Genomic DNA, 18,417 nt, shown 5'->3' on the forward strand with positions numbered 1-18,417 from the left:
CCAACGTCTTGAAATTATCGGTTTTACCCTCATTTAGACCCTAAAGAAATTTATACAACCTTAGGTGATGCCATGAACGATAAAACAATTACGCTTAATAACTTGGAAGCCGCTGCATGTAGTACGCGAGCGGCGAAACCTACGGATATCCAGCACCCAGAATTGTGGAATTTTCCGATGGACTATCCGTTAAGTATCATCGGTCATGAAGGTCACAAAGAGACACTACTCGATGAAGTAAAATTAATTTTGGGTAGCTTATTTCCTGAATTTGATTTGGCAAGTTTGACTATTAATCCATCGCGTACCGGTCGTTTCCACTCCGTACGTGCCAATGTATATTTGACAGAAGCCGAGCAAGTCAATAACTTATATAAAATGCTGGATGAAGCGGCAAGTATTCGTACCGTATTATAAACCTGTCATGGTTAAAATGGCACGATTGATTGACGTACAAAAAAGCGGGATACATCAGTTATCCCGCTTTTTTTATCTGTTTTATATGGGTCATTAGCAGTTGATGCTTCGTTTGCCCGATTATTGACTCAAAAGTAACAACTGATAGGCAGCCTTGTAGGCATCATAATCAAAATCATAGCTCGCCTCAAAGTGAGGTTTGAGTTTTTCAATTAACTCATCATCCCCCTCGTCAGATAGGCTGATATACTTGGCTTGGGTGTGCATGTCTTCGATAGCGATTTCGCCCAGTAATTGATTAAACTTATCACGCGCCTGCTTTTGCTTGGCAATATCGGCAGCCGTTATGGGTGCGGATTTAGCCGCGTCGCGTGATGCAGATGCGGTGGCTTTGTCTATTTTTGCACAGATTTTGGCAAGGCGGGTGCGTGATGTTTTATCAAGTTTATCTGTGTCCAACAGTAGCGAACAAGCTTGTTGTTCTTGGCTTTCCTCAACAACATCTACTGCAGCTTCCGCCGCCACTGCAGCTGAACTTTCTACATCGCTGGGTTTGTCGCTGATAGTTTGATACAACTGGCTAAAAATCTGGGCGTCAGATTTGCCTTGCGCTTTAAGTCTAGCAATCTGTTGCAAGTATTGCTGATTGCGATAGGTTTTATCAACAATCCCTGCGATATGTTCAGCAAGTTCCTCATCGACATACGCATCAACGTCTGTAACCGCTTCTTGCTGACGGCTATCAGTATTCATGACTGCATCATTATCGGCCTGTATTTTTGCAAGTTTGGTTGCAGCGGCGTTTAGCGCCGCCATATCTATTTCATTGAGGCTTGCTTCATCTTTTTGCAACACAAACTGGTAGGTATAGAGGGTGACAAAGGTCTCGACAAACCCTTTGTTTTGTTTGAGTAGGCTATAGGACAAAGCTTCTAAATTCTTATCACTGTCAAAGACTTTGGATTGTTTTGTCGCCGCCCATAGATTGTTATCTTTTGATGCTTGTTGCCAAGTGACTGCTTTGTTGAAGATATCAGGATTGACGCGGGCTTTGCCATAATCATAAAAGTTAACCACTGTGCGCATTTGGGTCTTGGGCTGATTGGTAGTCGGCGTGGTTTTTTCAAATGCTGGTAAATCACTCATTGCCACCACATTAAGTAGTTGATTTTGGCGGTTGAGTCCATAGCTGATACGGATGTCATCATCCATTGAGATAAAGCTGCTATTTGCCTCTTTGCTTATTTCAGCTTGCAGCGCTTTAAAGGCTTGCGGATTGGCGTCGATGATTTTTGCCAGTGCAGCGGCACTGACCAATTTGTCTGATTGGTATTTGTCAAAGGCTGCTAACGCTTTTGCGGTTTGACCCAATTCTTCACTGATTGATTCGTCTGTGGTTGGCTCATCAGTGGTTGACTCGTCGGTGGCTGTTTGAGTCTCTAAACTGTCCATTGCCTCTGCAGCATCGGCACTGGCTGGGTCAGCAGCGCTGTCATCTGATTGCGCGCGCATTTTGTCAATGGCTTCATACAGGCGCATGGCAGATTCATACGCTTTTTCTTCAACGCTTGCCAACTCATGGCTGTCAAAGGCTTTTTTCATCAGATACCTTGGGCTAACGGCAAGGCTACTAAGCTGCTTTAGTTCATCATCTTTGACAAAATCGGCTGGATTGATGAATGATTTTAGGTAGCGCTCATTGACGTGGAAGAACAGCAAATACTCTGCTAGCATTTGATTGTAGCCAATGCGGTAGCCAATGCGCTGGCTCACACCTTTGGCTTTATCTTCAGTAGTCAAAGCCAATGTCTGATAATCGCTTTCTTTGGCAAGGGTGGCATTTAGCAGTGACATCTGTTCAAATACCTTGAATAAGGCTCTTTTATCTATCTTTTTATCTTTTAGCAGTTTGCTATAGTCATATTCAATGTAGCGTCCATCATATTGCGGGTCGGTAGCAAACTCAGAGAGTCCCGATAAGTCAGCATATACTTTTGAGCGCGCGAAATCAGCCGCTAGTGGCACTTTGATAAACGCCCCCGCATTGTTCTGCACGTAGCGAAATTCAGGCACGATTGACATTTGCCCTCGGCGAAGATCTACCACACCTGTGGAGGCAAACTCAAAGCGCTTGGTTAAAATATCCATCACTTGCCCCACTTCGCTTTGTTCACGGGTTTGGTGATTGACCCCCTCTGTAACCAAGGCTTGTTGGCGAGCATCAAGGTGCTGTGCTGTGCTCAGCTGCCCGATAAGTTTTAAACGATTAGGGCTTGCAGCTAACGCTTGTGCGCTACGTAAGTGCGGGCGCACCACATTGACTCGATAGTCATAAGCATAGCTTTGGCGACTGAGCAAATTTTGGTTGGCCTGCAACACACGTTGAGACAGCGGCTGACTCGCGCTAGGCTGCGTGGCACAGCCGTGAATCCCCAGCATGACAATAGCAAAAGTGAGAGGTTTGATACTAAAGGCGATGGCTTGTTGCGCATTCATTGATCTTCCTTAACAAATTTTATCATAAATCCTATCTTTATAACTGAATTGATTTTTTTTGTAAACAAAAAGCCAGTGTTATGCTGCAATGTTTACAAAGATAATGGGTAATCTAACGGAGTTTTGCTATCATACGAACTAAATACCGAAAAATTGCTTAAAAACCACTCATTTAAAAACCAATTACTTAAAAATCACTCAGAAGAACCCTTGTATGTCGCAACTCACTCTACCCACTAACCTAGAACACTTACTTTCCCAATTTTTACAGGCACAGCTGCCCAAGCCCATACAACTTGACCCAAGCGTGCTTGCCTACCGCTGGCAATCCAATAGCCGCACAGGCAGTGGTGAACTGGTGCCTTTAACCGTAGATTTGCGATTGACGTTGGATGATTTGCTTGGCATTGATGGGCAAAAAAATAAACTGATGCAAAACACGCGCCAATATTTAGCAGGCTTACCTGCCAATCATGTACTCATGACAGGCACGCGTGGGGCGGGAAAATCGTCGCTCATTCGGGCATTGCTCAATCAATATAAAGCGGATGGGCTTCGTATTATCGAAGTGTCACGAGATGATTTGGTAATGTTAGAGCCGATTCGCCAAGCGGTACGAGACCTTCATAAAGCCCAGCCCAATCATGGCTGTCATTATGTGGTGTACTGTGATGACTTAGCGTTCAATGGGCAAGATGAGAATTATCGCACACTCAAAAGCGTGCTCGATGGCGCGCTAGATAGCGAGCAAGACAAACTACTGGTCTACGCGACCAGTAATCGCCGTCATCTACTACCGCAACTGATGAAAGACAATGTGAGCATTTATAATGGGCAAACCGATGAAGTCAATCCGTATGAGACAATTGATGAAACCGTGTCGTTGTCTGACCGCTTTGGGCTGTGGCTGTCGTTTCATCCCATGACCCAGCCTGTGTATTTAGATATTTGTGCGCATTATTTGGCGCAAGCAAGTTTGTCCTTTGATGAGGAAGCAAAAGCCGCTGCCTTGCGCTTTGCCAGTGAGCGTGGCGGACGCTCTGGGCGCGTGGCGTATCAGTTTAGTCGGTATTTTATTGGCATGAAACGACTACAAAATATTAAGTAATAAGGATTTGAGTTGCCTCACCCTTATCATTGACAATCAATAAGCGATTACTATCATCCCGCGCCAATTCTTTCATAATTTGGTCTTTGAAACTTAACGATTGAGCGATAATAGCACTATAGGTACTTAAGCCCGTTTCTTCTTTAAGACGTTTTAACGTCTCTACTGCTTTGGGTGATAAATCAATTTGGATTCTTTGAGCTTTAGTTTGGATATCTTCTTTTTTAGCCGACATTCTATTACCTTAAAATAAGTGCATTACTGTTTCTTAGAAATGCACTTATCACGTTAAATTAAACAGTTATACTCATAAAAAATGGCAATACTATTGGCGAAATAGTAACTACAATATTCATGACTGACGCTAAAACTTCTAGCTTTTTTGCCTTTTCTTCAATATCTTCTATTGCAACTACTTTCACATCAGTCTCAGCCAATTCAGACGTAAGAATAATGGTTTGATTGATTTGAAAATTATTACAATTCTTGAAATTAAAAGTATTAATTGATATATCTAAATTTTTGGTTTCTCGCATAAATTCTTTCTCTTAATAAATGGTTAAAAGTTAATAAATTGGCTTTTAAACTAAACGCTTTATTAAAAGAAATATTATGAATGTATTTAGCCACAATGTACTCTGTAAAGTTGACAACTAGTTTTTGATAATATTTTCTAAAGTTACTGAAAAAAACTAATATAAACTCAATGTCACATTGATAACTACGATTTGAAAATTTAGCTTTTAAATTTTTTAAAAGTTGAAAAAAATACTCATTATTATAAATGCCGTATCTTCTGATATCATTTCCAGGTTTTCTAATAGCATCTACAAGTAAACTAAGAGCTAAATCTAAATATTCTATATTTTTTCTTATATTATTTTTAACATTATTCAATAAATCGCATATACTTTTTTTAATCGCTTCTTTATCAGAGTAATTTTCTTTAGTGAATTCAAATGGAAGCCATTTAGTGGTATTCAAACCACTTAGTTCTAAAGTCAAATAAATATCATTCAAACTTGAACAACCTTTAAGTAGGTTGTCGAAATTTAAATTTTCAATTAAATCTAATTGACTAATATTATGCACTTAGATTATCACCTTTAAGTTCTTTATCTAAAATTTATCGATATTTTATCTTTTTAAAACATATTTATCAATATAAAAGTTGATAGATTTTTTAATCGGTCTTTAATTATTAAGTTCAAAATAAATTCTGTTATTATAAGACAAATTATTTCTAGAACCTAAAAAATGTACACATCTCAAGACCAACTGACCGAACTGGTGCGCAGGCTGGAAGAAAAACAGCATATCTTTGCCGCCGATCCGATCCTTATCACGGAAAAACTGCAACATGAGTCGGGTGAGCCCCTGACCAAATTGCGCCGCCGTGCCACACGCATTGATAATGACGGTAAACTTGCGCAGCTACTTACCACCATTGATACCCGCGTCAATGGCGTGATTTGGGGATTGACCGTACTGTGGTTTATTCTAGGCTTTGTCGCGTTATTTGGCTTGATGCAAGCGCAGGTGGTGAACTTTTTTTATGTGCTAGCCAGTTTATTAGGGTTTAATACCATTATCTTGCTGGTTTGGCTCGGTTGGATGCTGTTCTCACCGCGTAACAAACCCAGTTTTTTTGGTGCTTTTTTTACCCCGGCAACCCTAGTGCGTGGCAAAGATGTTGTCACCCAAACAGCGGTCGAGCTATATCAAGACCAGCTCAATCACGCTGGCACCAAATGGTACGTCAGTCGTATCAGCCACCAGTTTTGGTTAGCCAGCCTATCGGGGATGTTGGTATCATTAATTCTATTGTTATTGGTGAAAAATTATAATTTTGTGTGGGAATCAACCCTACTACAAGACAGCAACGTGGTGGAAGTGGTCAAGCTGATGTCTTGGCTCCCCCATTGGGTAGGCTTTCCTACGCCAACGGCACAAGATATTATCACCGCGCAAATGAATCCTGAAACCACGCCACAGATGATTTCGTTTCGCTGGGCGATGTTATTAATCGGCAGCCTACTGATGTACGGTATCGTGCCGCGTTTGCTCGCATGGCTATGTTGTCTGGTGATGGTACGCTCAAGTCGTATGAAACTTGATATCAAACAGCCGTACTATCAAAAAATTATCGATTTTTGGCAGCGCAAAGTGATTGACCCCGATGACAGCCCTACGGAGCAAAAACCTATCGCACCCACTGCCCAAATCAGCCTAGCCAACAAACTTGCCGTGTTGCTCGAATACCCGCAAGCCAACCCGCAATGGTATGCCAAAACCGTTGGTATGGCGGCGCAAGACTTTGGTCGTATCGATGATCGTGATGACTTGGAAAAACTGATTGCCTACCTTCAAAGCAACCCTGTTCAAGTGCTCGTCGGTATCTCCAATCTCGCACTTCCCGACCGTGGCACCCTGCGAAAACTCGATAATATCGCAAGCGCGGCAAAAGGTGGCATGATTGTGCAACTGCTCGATGCCAATCAAGGCTACCTGCCGAGTCCGAGCGAAATTGAAACCATCAAAACCCGTCAACTACAATGGGAAACCGCGTTGGCAGAACGCCAAATTGCCCTAGTAAGAGAAAATTAACCATGAATGCCACAATCAGCTATGCCGATGTAATTGATAGCATTGCCCAGACTGCTGCACAGCTTACGCTCGCAGCGCAAAGCGCTTTTGTGCAAAATCTACTGCGTCAATTTGTGCAAAATTTACCAGCCGATTGGCTTGACAATGAACTCGACAGTGAAAAACCCTACTATCAAGCCCTGTTTGACGCCATAAATACTCAGACTTGGCAACCCGATAGCATCGAACAGGCGCTAAATGCGCTCGATGACATCATGTTTGCTATGGGCGATAGCTATCCACACAGCACCAGTGACGCGATTTTACTGATGCTTGATATGCTTGGGGTTTATCTATCTTTGACAGCCATGGAAGAAAAATCCGAAGTAAGTGATGGTTGGGTGATTTTAACTGCGGAAGGCTATTTGGATTATTATGACCAATTGGCAGAAGATAGTAGCGAAAACACCGACGATGTTGCCCATAGTTTTGATGATTGGCTGGCACATCCACTGGCCCAAACTGCCTTCAATCATGTCAACCATGCCCTAGAACTTGCCAAAAGAACTTGCCAAAAATAGCTCGCGCTGAATATATAAAGGTTAACAAAATAATGGATAACAGAGACATAACCACCCAAGAAAAATTGACAATTGATTTAACCAAAGATTATTTGCCAGCGACGGCTACTGACAGCGCGACCCATCCAAGCACTGATATCGCTACGCAGCCAACCAATCATCCATTAGCCCAAGCTGAACAAAACCCCTATCCAAGCCGCAAAATCAGCATTGGCGAAAATGAAGCGTTAAAATTGGCGGTTGTGGGGCATACCAATACCGGTAAAACTTCGCTACTACGCACCCTGCTGCGTGATATGTACTTTGGCGAAGTCAAAAATGCGCCTGCCACTACCCGTCATGTGGAAAAAGCCATGATCAATGACAGCCAAACGGGTCAAGGCTTGGTGGCACTGTATGACACGCCCGGTCTAGAAGATGCGTCAGGGCTACTTGATTGGTTAGAAGACAATACCGCCGCCCGCCGTGACGGTGTGGAGCGGTTACAGCAATTTTTGGCAAGTGCACCTGCACAAGACGAGTTTAGCCAAGAAGCCAAGGTCATTCGTCAGCTGATTGCCAGTGACATGGCTGTCTATGTGATTGATGCGCGTGAGCCTGTGCTCGGCAAATATAAAGATGAGTTGACGGTGCTGTCATGGTCAGCCATCCCCGTCATGCCTGTATTTAACTTTACTAAGGGTCAAGATAGCAATATCAATGAGTGGCAGCAGATGCTCGCGCGCCGCAACTTGCATGTATCTACGCGGTTTGACTCAGTGGCGTTTGAGTTTGATGATGAAATCAAACTGTGGCAAAACTTAGAAACCATGCTGATACAACCTGAAATTATCAAACAACTGATTGAGCGTCGTAAAGCCGACTGGGATGATTTGTACGATGATGCCAATATTATCATTGCGCATTTTTTATTAAACGTTGCCGCCTTTGTTGAAACCATTCACGAGGAGGATGATCCACTGCCTACCTTGCAAAAAATGCAAGAAAAAGTACGCCAAGCTGAACGCAGTATGCAAGACGAACTATTAAACCTGTATAAATTTTATGACAATACCGTCACCACCACACCGCTTGAGCTGACTGAATATCGCCGCGATCCGTTTGATAAAGACGTACTAGCCAGTTATGGGATTCGTACCACAGGCGGTGCGGCGGCAGGCGCGCTGATTGGACTGGGTATTGATGTCGCCACCCTTGGCACGTCACTGGGACTGGGTACGGCGCTCGGTGGTTTGGCAGGTGGCTTACTGTCAAATACCAGCGCGATTGCCGACAAAATCAGTGGCGTCAAACGGCTGCACATAGACCCTGCTACCCTGACCTTACTGGCGACTCGAGCGATGGACCTACTGACTGCGCTACGCCATCGTGGTCATGCGGCGACTGATAGCATCATGGCGAACCAATCGCTCGCGCCTTGGTCAGTTGATAGATTGCCAAGTTTGCTCAAAAAAGCGCGTGGTAAGCCCGAATGGTCATCGCTCAACACAGGTAGACAAGCCACTGTATCTGCCAAGCAGTCGCATGAGCTGCGCGATGAGGCAGCTTGGCAACTATCACGTCAATTAAGACGCTGATTTATTAGGGTAAAAACATGGTAAAGAATCTGGCTGAAAACTATCTAGCCTTGTTAAGGTTATTATTTGCTAAGCCCACTATAAGAATTTATTAAGTTAATTTTGTTATGTTTACCTTTTCATCTATCTTTTTTAATCTATGTCAATTTTTTGTTTTTGAGGGCAAGACCATGTATTCAGCACATCATGAACCGCATTTTAGTAATCGCAACAACTGGCTACGCGCAACCGTGCTCGGCGCCAACGATGGTTTAATTTCCACCGCTAGTCTATTAATGGGGGTTGCGGCAGCGCAAGTGGACAGTCACACCTTGCTGTTGACAGGGGTGGCATCGCTGATTGCTGGCGCAATTAGTATGGCAGCGGGCGAATATGTCTCCGTCTCTTCGCAAGCGGATACCGAAAAAGCCGACTTGGCAAAAGAAGCCTATGAACTTGAGCATAATTCAGACCGCGAGCTAAAAGAACTGACGCATATTTATGTTCAGCGCGGCTTAACGCCTGCTATGGCACATGATGTTGCGGTAGCACTCACCGCTCACAATGCCCTAGAAGCGCATGCGCGCGATGAAATTGGACTTACCGATACCGCATCCGCCAATCCACTACAGGCAGCCGTGGCATCGGCTTTATCCTTTATCACAGGGGCGCTGCTACCGGTGCTGTGTATTTGGCTATTACCAAAACAATATTTGGTCGGCGGTTTGGGCACAGTAACCTTGATAGGATTGGCAGTTTTGGGGTGGTTATCGGCGTATTTGGGGGGTGCCAAAATTTTCCCTGCCATTGTGCGGGTGGTAATTTGGGGCGTGGTCGCGTTGGTTACTACCAACCTTATCGGTGAAATGTTTGGGGTAAAAACAGGTTAGTCAATCACTTTTTATCGCATTATTTATCGCCAATTTTTATCATTACCATTTGCAAAACCAATTTTTTCTTATAAGATAAGGAAACTGTAATAATTCAGCAAGTTTATAGAAACTATTATTGGGTGGTAGAGTAGCGTTTCTATAAATTAAACAGTTGGCAAATAGCGAAAAATCCTATGGGGTTTTAGCTTTCTACGGTAGTGGGAGATAACGTTATGCAAGATTTTGTCAATGCGATTAATGATTGGGTATGGAGTCCCGCATTAATCTATTTATGTTTGTTGGTTGGTTTATATTTTTCGATTCGTAGTCGTTTCTTGCAATTGCGTCATTTTGGTCGCATGATTCGATTGCTGATGGACGGCAAAAGCAGCGATCAGGGGGTGTCTTCATTCCAAGCACTCGCTATGTCACTCGCAGGTCGTGTGGGTACAGGCAATATTGCCGGCGTCGCAACGGCGATTACTTTTGGTGGTCCTGGTGCATTATTTTGGATGTGGATGGTAGCTTTCTTGGGTGCCAGTACCGCATTCGTTGAGTCAACGCTTGCGCAGATTTATAAAGAGCGTGATGATAAAGGCTTTTTTATCGGTGGTCCAGCCTATTATTTTGAAAAAGCGCTGGGTCAAAAATGGTACGCGGTGTTATTTGCGATATCGGCAATCGCGGCTTGTGGTTTATTGTTACCAGGCGTACAGGCCAATTCGATTGCTGAAGCGATGAACAATTCACTGGGTGTCGCACCTAGCGTTTCAGCCGCGGTAATTGCGGCACTACTTGGCTTTATTATCTTTGGTGGCGTCAAGCGTATTGCCTCCTCGGCTGAGTTGATTGTACCTTTTATGGCACTCGCCTATATCATCGTGGCGATTGTTATCATCATCATGCATATTGGTCAGTTACCTGAAGTGCTAGCATTGATTTTCCGCTCTGCGTTTGGTATGGATTCTACGTTTGGTGCTGTGTTGGGTCTTGCCGTTCAATGGGGGGTGAAACGTGGCGTTTACTCCAATGAAGCAGGCCAAGGTACAGGTCCTCACCCATCGGCAGCCGCTGATGTGTCACACCCAGCCAAACAAGGGTTAGTACAGGCGTTTTCAGTATATGTCGATACGCTATTTGTTTGTTCGGCGACAGGTTTCATGCTAATCATTACCGGTATGTATAACGTACAAGACCCTGCCAACAAAGAAGCCTTCTTGTATCAAGGGGTTAAAGGCGTTTCGGCAGGTCCAGGTTATGTGCAAACTGCGATGGAAAACATCATGCCAGGCTTTGGCTCAGTGTTTGTAGCGATTGCTTTATTCTTCTTTGCCTTCACCACCATCATGGCTTACTACTATATTGCAGAAACCAATATCCGTTATCTCACTCGTACCGTAAAGCTAAATTGGGCAATCCCTGTACTCAAAGTAGTGATTTTATTTGTGGTAATTTATAGCTGCTTAAAAACCGCCGACTTGGCATGGGCACTGGGTGACTTGGGCGTTGGTTTGATGGCTTGGCTCAACATCATTGGTATCTTATTCTTGCAAAAACCTGCGTTTGCCGCACTGCGCGATTATGAAGCACAGGTCAAACAAGGCAAAGATCCGATCTATGATGCACGCGCTAATGGCGTACACAATGCGCCAATTTGGGATGAAATTTCAGCCAAATACCGTAAAGAATTCGGTGAACATCCCGACCATGATCGCTTTGTACCCTAATTTTAATATGTGACTACTTTAATGCTTTCACTTGACAGCCGTTAAAAAAATAAGCCCCATTGATTGGGGTTTATTTTTGTGATGAATGATTATCTTTTGATTGGGATTTTAATTAACCCAAAAAATGCAATCAGTAAGGCGATGACCTGTACAGCCAGCAGCGTATAGACTGTATATAGCCATTTGCCTTGTGCATATGCCAGACCACACGCCCACGCCCCGATACTACCACCGATGTAGTACGCCATATAATATAAACCTGACGCCAGCGACCGCCCTTCTTTGACATTCACCGCGATATAAGTAATGGTCGCCGATTGGGTAATAAACACCCCGGTCGACATCACCGCAAGCGCTACAATCACCAAGGAGATAGGCGCAGCCAGTGTCATCAGCACGCCCATCATCGAAATCATCACCGCCACGCGCACCATACGGGCAGCGCCGTATTTGGCAATTAAACTACTTGCAATCGGTGTGACCACCACCCCAATCAAATACACCGCAAAAATGTTAGCAAGCCCTGCACTCGATAGATTGTAGGGTGTATCTGCCAAATGCAAATTAACATAGGTAAAACAGCCCACTAATGAAAACAACACGCACGCGCCAAGCAGTCCTGCGGTCACCACATAACGGTTGCGCACATGTTTATTCAGCATGTGCAGCGCCGATGCAAAGTTTGGATTGGCATGAAAATGACGTGAGCGCGGTAATAACCAAGCCACCAAGGCAGCGCCTAGCACCGTCAACACGCCCATGAACACAAAGCCTTTTTCCCAGCCGATAAGCTCTTCTAGATGCCCCAAGATAAAGCGCCCTAAAAATCCCCCAAATACCGTACCTGAGACATAGTAGGACATCATTTTTGCCATCTCTTTGCCCGCGTACTCTTCCCCGACATAGGCAATCGTCACCACTGTAATGCCAGGTACCGCCAACCCTTGCATAAATCGCCAAATAATGATACTGGAGAGTGAGTCAGATAGCCCAATCATCATCGTGGGTATTGCCATAAAGGCAATGGATGCCACAATGATATTTTTACGACCCACGGCATCAGACAACATCCCCATAAACGGTGACATGATGGCAATGGCAATCACTGTCGCCCCAACTGTCATGCCCACTTGTGTTTCAGTCGCTGAGAATGCTTGCATCATAATCGGCAAAATCGCTTGAATCGAATAAACCTGCAAAAATGCAAACGCGCCAATCATGCCAATCATGATTTTGACTATCAATGAGGGTGGCGTTGTCGGTGGTTTGGTATGCGGTTGTTGAGAGGGCGGTTGTTGAGAAGGCGGTTGATTTTGCGGTTGGCTATGGGGTGGATTGCGGCTAGTTAAGTTAATGGATGTTAGTGTGTGAGTATCAGTATCAGTGAAATGATTGGAAGAATCTAAATGCCCAGTGGCATGTTGTGCTTGAGAAGTCATAGGTGACCTTTTTACAAAGTATTGCCTGTCATAAAAATGCCTATACTAGCACTAAAGCGCGGTATTTATTGTTAAAAGAAGTTTAACCCTAAGCCGTACTTTGCAAGCCCTTCACGTTAATTAAAGGTATTTAAAGGCCTTCAATGACAAATTTGGCGTCCTAGCGTGTAATATTTTTAACACATGGCTGTTTGTCAAAACATCCGTATTTTTCAAAACATGACTATCCAGCCATGACAAAACTGCAGTAATATTTAGCACATTGTGGAAGTTAACCTTAAAATCAATAGGATTGAATTATGCCAAAGAATTTAAAACAGCCAATGCCCGCTGCCATGCAAGCGTATTTGACACAGCTGCATCAAGTGATTGTGCCGTATCTGTTAGCGCAAGGGGTTAAGCCCAATGCCATCAACGCACGTGAGGCGTTAGCCAATTTGACAACCGCATTTGTCACTGACGCACCCAATATGGCAAAAATCATCGATACGGTGCTGGTGACGCCAAGCAATTTTCGTGGTTATAACGTACCGCTTAGGCTATTTGTACCGAGCAACTGCCCCCTGCCAAATGAACAAGCAACGGCTGACGTGCCGGTAATGGTGTATTTTCATGGCGGTGGTGGCATGGCAGGTAGCGTCACCGTGTATGATAAACTCTATAAAAAATTGGCCGAAGCGACAGGCTGCGTGGTAGTAGCGCCCGAATATCGCCTTGCACCAGAAAACCGCTACCCTGCCGCGATTGATGATGCCCACTCGATTTTAACGTATTTAACAGCGACCCTACAGCAAGTCGGTTATGCCTGTAACGGCAAGCTTATCATAGCGGGTGATAGCGGTGGCGGTGCGATTACTGCCAGCTTGGTGCAAGATTGGCTTGCCAACCGTGTGAGCACAGACTTGGCTATCACCCATCAAATTTTGATTTATGCCAGTCTAGATTACACCATGTCACAGCCTTCGATTGAGGAAAATGGCACGGGTTATTTACTAGAATCTAGCAAAATCCGCTGGTATTTTGACAATTATTTTTCAGCGTATGATGACCGTGAGCTGAGCTCACCGTTTTGGACCGATATGGCCACCCTACTACATCATTCGCCGTATCAAGCCCCAAAGACACTGCACCTAACGGCTGGTTATTGTCCGCTGCGTGATGAAGATATCGGCTATCATGACGTACTAAAAGACGCAGGCGCGCCATCCCAACTCGTCCATTTTGCGGATATGCCGCACGCGTTTTTGAATATGGAAAATCTGTGCCCTGAGCAATGCAAACAACTGTATCAAACCGTTGGCGAATTTTGCCAATAACCAAACGCCCCAAACACCTACACAGCCGGATAAAATTTGCCCAGTCTGATGACAAGCCAAAATAAGCTACCCAAAAAAAAGCACCCAATTCGGTGCTTTTTTTTACTGATCATAGCTTATAGCGGTTTGCCTGTGCTATTGCGGCGGCTACGTTTTGGCGCATCCCAACCATCTTGTTTACCAGCCGGTTTAGCGGATGGCTTGCTTGATGAAGCATAACGGTCAGACGATGACTTAAATCCTTCCGATCTTGATGATTTACCGGCAAATGGTTTGTCTGATTTTCTGAAACCCTCAGATTTAAACCCATTTGAGCGTGAATCACCAGCACGTTGACCATCTTTTGCCGGATATGGTCTGTCGCTACGTTTTTTAAGCGGTTGACCAAAGGTTTCTTCTACGATTGGACGTGGCTTGCGAGCGCGGTCATCGCCACGAAACTCGCTAGAGCGTTCGGTTTTTTTGGCAAAAGGTTTGTCACCAAAACGGTCATTTTTTTCAAAGCGGCTAGGACGCTCGCCATGACGCTCACTGCTGTTACGGTCAGTGTTGTAACGTGGTTTATCACCTTGATAACCTTTAAAGCCATCTTTGTTAAAGCTACGGTTATCATCGCGGCGACGATCTGCATACTCACCTTGGCGAGGCTCACGATTGCCTTGGCGTGAATCACGGTCAAAATTTGGTTTATCCGATGATTTAGCGGCGCGGTGAAAATCGCCCTGACTGTTGCCATGACGGTTATCTGAATCGCGGTGACGAGGCGGCGCACTCGCATCATCACGCCCAAAACGACTATCGCTGTTGCCTTGGTGACCTTTGTCAAAACGCTCGCGTTTTTCAAAACGTGCCGAACTATCGTTGCTCGCTGATTTGCCATAGCGTTCTTGGTTGTCAAAACGTGGCTTGTCCGCAAAGCGACGCTCGCTCGAAGGTCTGTCGCTTGAACCAGCAAAACGTTGTGAGCGACTGCCACGGTCATCACGACCGCCACGGCTATCACTGCCGCTGCGACCACGACCGCGACCGTCACGACCATTAGGCTTACCACGACCTTCAAATTTTTCCACAAAACGCGGTTCTAAACCTTCAACTTGCGCTTCATTGATATCACGTTTTAGGTAACGGGCAATATTGCCAAATTGACGACGGTCATCGCGGCTACATAGGTTGATAGCAATACCAGTACGACCAGCACGACCTGAGCGACCGATACGATGCACATAGTCTTCCACTTGGCGCGGTAAATCATAGTTAAATACATGGGTAATATTAGGTAAATCAAGACCACGTGCTGCCACGTCTGTTGCTACCACGATGTCAAATTTGCCACTGCGTAAATCTGAAACGATACGATTACGCTTGCTTTGTGGCAAGTCACCATGCAGATAACAGGCTTTGTGTTCCCATTGTTGTAGGCGCTCAGCGACTTCTTCACTGCTGCGTTTGGTCGCGGTAAAGATAATCGCTTGACCACGCTCTGGGTCACAGATCAGCTGCTCTAATAATTTATTTTTGTGGTCAAAGTTGTCACAGAAGTACACTTTTTCATCGATGTGTGCGGTTTCAACTTTGATGTTGATACGCTCTGGGTCTTTGGTAAAGCTTTCAGCGATTTTACCGACTGGACCATCCCATGTCGCAGATGACATGATGGTTTGGCGATGCGGGGGTGTGGCTTCCAAAATCGCATTGATATCATCGGCAAAACCCATGTCTAGCATACGGTCTGCTTCATCAAGTACCAACATAGTCAAATCAGATAGGTTCACACGCTGCGCATTGATATGATCTAGCAAACGACCCGGCGTCGCCACGATGATTTGTACGCCTTTTTTCAGCGCACGGATTTGACCACTGTATGCCGCACCACCCACAAGTGGCACACTGTATAAATCTTTCATGGCTGAGCCATATTTGCGGATGCTGTCTTGTACTTGGTTAGCCAGCTCACGCGTCGGTGTCAAAATCAACGCTTGTACGACTTTTGGCTGTTGGCGACCACGTTTGCCACTTGCGGTTTTTTCTGCCGCTTTTTCTTTGGCTTGTAGTTCGCTTAGTTGATGCAAAATTGGTAATACAAACGCGGCAGTTTTACCACTACCTGTTTGTGCGGATAATAGCAAATCACGACCCGCTAATGCCGCAGGAATCGCGCGCGCTTGGATAGGCGTTGGTGTGGTATAACCCGTTGCGACAATACTTTTTAGTAATGAACCTGAAAGACCCAGTGCGGTAAAACCATTTTCGCTAGGGTTAGCACCATCAGACGTTGGCGCATCTGTTGCTACAGTTTCAGTCGCTACAACATCCGTTGTCGCAGTTGCTTCTGTGTCATCAACTGGGGCGTTGTCAGTAGGCTCATTGCTGTTGGCTTGGCTATTGCTATGGGTATGGCTAAAAAAATTATCGATTGAGTTATCAGCAAAATCTGTGGTTGAATTAAAATCAGTCATGTAAGTCCTTAAAAAATAAGTTAATCAAAGTGTCGGTGGTAACCTTGATTGAAAACACGCAACAAGCAAAAGCCCTCAAGCTGACTGCACTTTCAAAATGGATAAGCAAAATGAATAGGCAAAATTATCAGCTATCATTAATCACAAATATCGTGTTAATCGCTTTAAAGCATTGTAATCGTGTCTGTAAGACTTATTTTCACTATAAAAATAGTGACAAAACCTACTGTCAGACTTATCAAAACTTTTGAAACAGTAAAACCATCAAAAAGTTCGTATCGCGGCATTCACAAGAATGCTTAAAAAAATACAATGCTAAATATTAGGTTATCATCGGAAGATTATCAGCGCTTACAATGGCGCGCTTGATATTAGGCAGATGGATAAGCTAGATTAATTGGAAAATTGACGTTGCTCTTAGCGTTTAGGTAGCGTATATGAGTCATTATTGGTCAGTTTTCTTTCGCAATTAAAAAACTTACCAAGTGAAATAGGCATCAAAAACACCTACTTAAAAAAGTGATAACCCCACTAGCACATCTTCGGCACACTGGCTGGCTGCTACCGTTGCTACCTTCCGGTCCTGGCGGGGTTCACAGCAGCTAGTTGCGAAGCTACCAATGGGGTTACCGAAGCGGTATTCTAGAGAATTTGGCGACCAAATGCAAATTGTTTTTATCATATATACCAAATTTTTGTATTTATTTCACTTTTACACACGCTAAACCATCACCAAGCAACATTCGGGTAAATTTTTGTCGAACTTCTTACCCTTTTTCTACAATTCTTGCGCTGCAAATGTTACAAAATATTTTATAATGCCCCTTCAACAACACATTGAATGAGCTAAATTGAATGAGCTAAATAGCAGTTTAATCAGCAAAAGATTCATGCCAACCCATATAAAGAAGCACTAGAAAAAACTAGGAAAAAACAAAAGGAAACACTATGACACACTTAAGCACCGCGACTAATAGCTATGCCAATCATACAGTGACCAAACGTATTGCAGCCAGCTTGCTTGCTATGGCGACGCTATTACCTTTTACCAGTGTTTCAGCCGCTACCTACCCTGTAAACCCATCCCCTGCGAACTCATCAATGACCAATACTTTAAACTACGGCTTGCTTAACTTTGCTGCCTCTGCAAGTAAAAAAGTCAGCAATGACCAAATCAATGCTACCCTTAGCAAAACTGTGCAAAACAAATCAAGCAGTGAGGTGGCTAATCAAATCGCTACCACGTTGAACCAAGCGGTTGCCATTGCCAAAAAATACCCACAAGTGCAAGTCAGTACGGGCAATCAAGCGACCTATCCGCAATATGACAAAAACCAAAAAATCATTGGTTGGACGGGAACTGCAAGCTTGAATTTAAAAAGCACCGACACAGTTGCCGCTAGCAAATTGATTGCCGAATTGCAAAGTTTTATGACGGTTGATGGATTAGACTTTAGCGTGTCTGATGCCGCGCGCAAAGCCACCGAGCAAGAATTGATGATGGAAGCTTCCAAAAACTTCCAGCGCCAAGCGCAAACGCTGCTGCCTGTCTGGGGAGCAAAAGGCTATCAATTAGTCTCGTTGGAGTTTAGTCAAGGAGGCGATTATCGTGCACCGCGCGCGTATGGCAGTGTAATGATGCTAGAAGCCGCCAGTGCCAAAGTCGCTGACCAAAACTTCCAAGCGGGTGATAGCACCATTACGGTTACTGCCAATGGTACCGTCCAACTGGTCAAATAAGCCGATTTTAACCACAAAAAAACCTGTTGAATCAACAGGTTTTTTTGTTTGTCTGTTACTCACTAAGCAATACTTAGTAAGAAATTTCTGCACGGCGGTTTTTTGCCCATGCTGATTCGTCAT

The 18,417-nt window shown here is 44.4% G+C and carries 14 protein-coding genes, 1 other RNA gene and 1 pseudogene; 9 read left to right on the forward strand and 7 right to left on the reverse strand.

Annotation, left to right across the window (positions count from 1 at the left end; genetic code table 11):
- The first annotated feature begins 72 nt into the window (after positions 1-72).
- Positions 73-417, forward strand: coding sequence for a YbeD family protein (locus RTR63_RS03810; protein WP_312384040.1), 345 nt, complete (start codon positions 73-75; stop codon positions 415-417).
- 120 nt (positions 418-537) lie between these two features.
- On the opposite strand, the gene RTR63_RS03815 is transcribed toward RTR63_RS03810, so the two are convergent.
- Positions 538-2,913, reverse strand: a complete 2,376-nt coding sequence (locus RTR63_RS03815; protein ID WP_312522747.1) for a hypothetical protein — start codon at positions 2,911-2,913, stop codon at positions 538-540.
- Between the two features lie 214 nt (positions 2,914-3,127).
- Here RTR63_RS03815 and RTR63_RS03820 point away from each other — a divergent pair, with 214 nt between their 5' ends.
- The gene (locus RTR63_RS03820; protein ID WP_312522748.1) at positions 3,128-4,021 is read left to right on the forward strand and encodes an ATP-binding protein; all 894 of its coding nucleotides are present in this window, start codon (positions 3,128-3,130) and stop codon (positions 4,019-4,021) included.
- Here RTR63_RS03820 and RTR63_RS03825 read toward each other — a convergent pair.
- The 3 genes from RTR63_RS03825 to RTR63_RS03835 are packed head-to-tail and all read right to left on the reverse strand — an operon-like array spanning position 4,014 to position 5,113.
- Complete coding sequence (locus RTR63_RS03825; protein WP_219332721.1) at positions 4,014-4,256, reverse strand: hypothetical protein; 243 nt, start codon at positions 4,254-4,256, stop codon at positions 4,014-4,016. The two genes, RTR63_RS03820 and RTR63_RS03825, sit on opposite strands and share 8 nt — an antisense overlap.
- Before the next feature lie 58 nt (positions 4,257-4,314).
- Positions 4,315-4,557, reverse strand: a complete 243-nt coding sequence (locus RTR63_RS03830) for a hypothetical protein (RefSeq protein WP_219332720.1) — start codon at positions 4,555-4,557, stop codon at positions 4,315-4,317.
- Positions 4,523-5,113 (reverse strand): hypothetical protein, encoded by a 591-nt coding sequence (locus RTR63_RS03835; RefSeq protein WP_312522750.1) that lies wholly within the window; start codon positions 5,111-5,113, stop codon positions 4,523-4,525. The genes RTR63_RS03830 and RTR63_RS03835 overlap by 35 nt, the downstream gene beginning before the upstream one ends.
- A 165-nt stretch (positions 5,114-5,278) precedes the next feature.
- Here RTR63_RS03835 and RTR63_RS03840 point away from each other — a divergent pair, with 165 nt between their 5' ends.
- From RTR63_RS03840 to RTR63_RS03860, 5 genes are all read left to right on the forward strand, one after another.
- Positions 5,279-6,628, forward strand: coding sequence for a DUF2868 domain-containing protein (locus RTR63_RS03840; protein WP_312522751.1), 1,350 nt, complete (start codon positions 5,279-5,281; stop codon positions 6,626-6,628).
- A gap of 2 nt (positions 6,629-6,630) precedes the next feature.
- A complete protein-coding gene (locus tag RTR63_RS03845) occupies positions 6,631-7,188 on the forward strand; it encodes a hypothetical protein (protein WP_312115098.1) in 558 nt (185 codons plus the stop codon).
- Positions 7,189-7,220: 32 nt separating this feature from the next.
- The gene (locus RTR63_RS03850; protein WP_312522753.1) at positions 7,221-8,765 is read left to right on the forward strand and encodes a DUF3482 domain-containing protein; all 1,545 of its coding nucleotides are present in this window, start codon (positions 7,221-7,223) and stop codon (positions 8,763-8,765) included.
- A 170-nt stretch (positions 8,766-8,935) separates the two neighbouring features.
- Entirely contained in the window at positions 8,936-9,634 is a 699-nt protein-coding gene (locus tag RTR63_RS03855) for a VIT1/CCC1 transporter family protein (RefSeq protein ID WP_312522754.1), read from the forward strand.
- A 215-nt stretch (positions 9,635-9,849) separates the two neighbouring features.
- Positions 9,850-11,343 (forward strand): alanine/glycine:cation symporter family protein, encoded by a 1,494-nt coding sequence (locus RTR63_RS03860; RefSeq protein ID WP_312522756.1) that lies wholly within the window; start codon positions 9,850-9,852, stop codon positions 11,341-11,343.
- A gap of 89 nt (positions 11,344-11,432) precedes the next feature.
- Here the strand turns inward: RTR63_RS03860 and RTR63_RS03865 are convergent, their stop codons facing one another.
- Entirely contained in the window at positions 11,433-12,572 is a 1,140-nt protein-coding gene (locus tag RTR63_RS03865; RefSeq protein WP_312522762.1) for an MFS transporter, read from the reverse strand.
- A gap of 509 nt (positions 12,573-13,081) precedes the next feature.
- Here RTR63_RS03865 and RTR63_RS03870 point away from each other — a divergent pair.
- Positions 13,082-14,098, forward strand: a complete 1,017-nt coding sequence (locus tag RTR63_RS03870; protein ID WP_312522757.1) for an alpha/beta hydrolase — start codon at positions 13,082-13,084, stop codon at positions 14,096-14,098.
- An 833-nt stretch (positions 14,099-14,931) separates the two neighbouring features.
- Here the strand turns inward: RTR63_RS03870 and RTR63_RS03875 are convergent.
- Together RTR63_RS03875 and ffs are read right to left on the reverse strand one after the other, a co-directional pair.
- A pseudogene (locus RTR63_RS03875) lies at positions 14,932-16,329 on the reverse strand (DEAD/DEAH box helicase); the annotation flags it as partial.
- Positions 16,330-17,080: 751 nt separating this feature from the next.
- Positions 17,081-17,177: signal recognition particle sRNA small type (ffs, locus tag RTR63_RS03880), an RNA gene on the reverse strand.
- 325 nt (positions 17,178-17,502) lie between these two features.
- Between ffs and RTR63_RS03885 the strand changes: the two genes are divergently transcribed.
- A complete protein-coding gene (locus RTR63_RS03885) occupies positions 17,503-18,294 on the forward strand; it encodes an SIMPL domain-containing protein (protein WP_312522758.1) in 792 nt (263 codons plus the stop codon).
- Positions 18,295-18,417 lie beyond the last annotated feature (123 nt).

This window comes from Moraxella sp. CTOTU47724 (genome assembly GCF_032014955.1).
Lineage (GTDB): Bacteria > Pseudomonadota > Gammaproteobacteria > Pseudomonadales > Moraxellaceae > Faucicola > Faucicola tetraodonis.

What these genes read in the sequence shown, in the direction of transcription:
- RTR63_RS03810 (WP_312384040.1), top strand. Translation starts at nt 73, where the DNA reads ATGAACGATAAAACAATTACGCTTAATAACTTGGAAGCCGCTGCATGT.
- RTR63_RS03815 (WP_312522747.1), bottom strand. Translation starts at nt 2,913, where the DNA reads ATGAATGCGCAACAAGCCATCGCCTTTAGTATCAAACCTCTCACTTTT.
- RTR63_RS03820 (WP_312522748.1), top strand. Translation starts at nt 3,128, where the DNA reads ATGTCGCAACTCACTCTACCCACTAACCTAGAACACTTACTTTCCCAA.
- RTR63_RS03825 (WP_219332721.1), bottom strand. Translation starts at nt 4,256, where the DNA reads ATGTCGGCTAAAAAAGAAGATATCCAAACTAAAGCTCAAAGAATCCAA.
- RTR63_RS03830 (WP_219332720.1), bottom strand. Translation starts at nt 4,557, where the DNA reads ATGCGAGAAACCAAAAATTTAGATATATCAATTAATACTTTTAATTTC.
- RTR63_RS03840 (WP_312522751.1), top strand. Translation starts at nt 5,279, where the DNA reads ATGTACACATCTCAAGACCAACTGACCGAACTGGTGCGCAGGCTGGAA.
- RTR63_RS03845 (WP_312115098.1), top strand. Translation starts at nt 6,631, where the DNA reads ATGAATGCCACAATCAGCTATGCCGATGTAATTGATAGCATTGCCCAG.
- RTR63_RS03850 (WP_312522753.1), top strand. Translation starts at nt 7,221, where the DNA reads ATGGATAACAGAGACATAACCACCCAAGAAAAATTGACAATTGATTTA.
- RTR63_RS03855 (WP_312522754.1), top strand. Translation starts at nt 8,936, where the DNA reads ATGTATTCAGCACATCATGAACCGCATTTTAGTAATCGCAACAACTGG.
- RTR63_RS03860 (WP_312522756.1), top strand. Translation starts at nt 9,850, where the DNA reads ATGCAAGATTTTGTCAATGCGATTAATGATTGGGTATGGAGTCCCGCA.
- RTR63_RS03865 (WP_312522762.1), bottom strand. Translation starts at nt 12,572, where the DNA reads ATGATTGGCATGATTGGCGCGTTTGCATTTTTGCAGGTTTATTCGATT.
- RTR63_RS03870 (WP_312522757.1), top strand. Translation starts at nt 13,082, where the DNA reads ATGCCAAAGAATTTAAAACAGCCAATGCCCGCTGCCATGCAAGCGTAT.
- RTR63_RS03885 (WP_312522758.1), top strand. Translation starts at nt 17,503, where the DNA reads ATGACACACTTAAGCACCGCGACTAATAGCTATGCCAATCATACAGTG.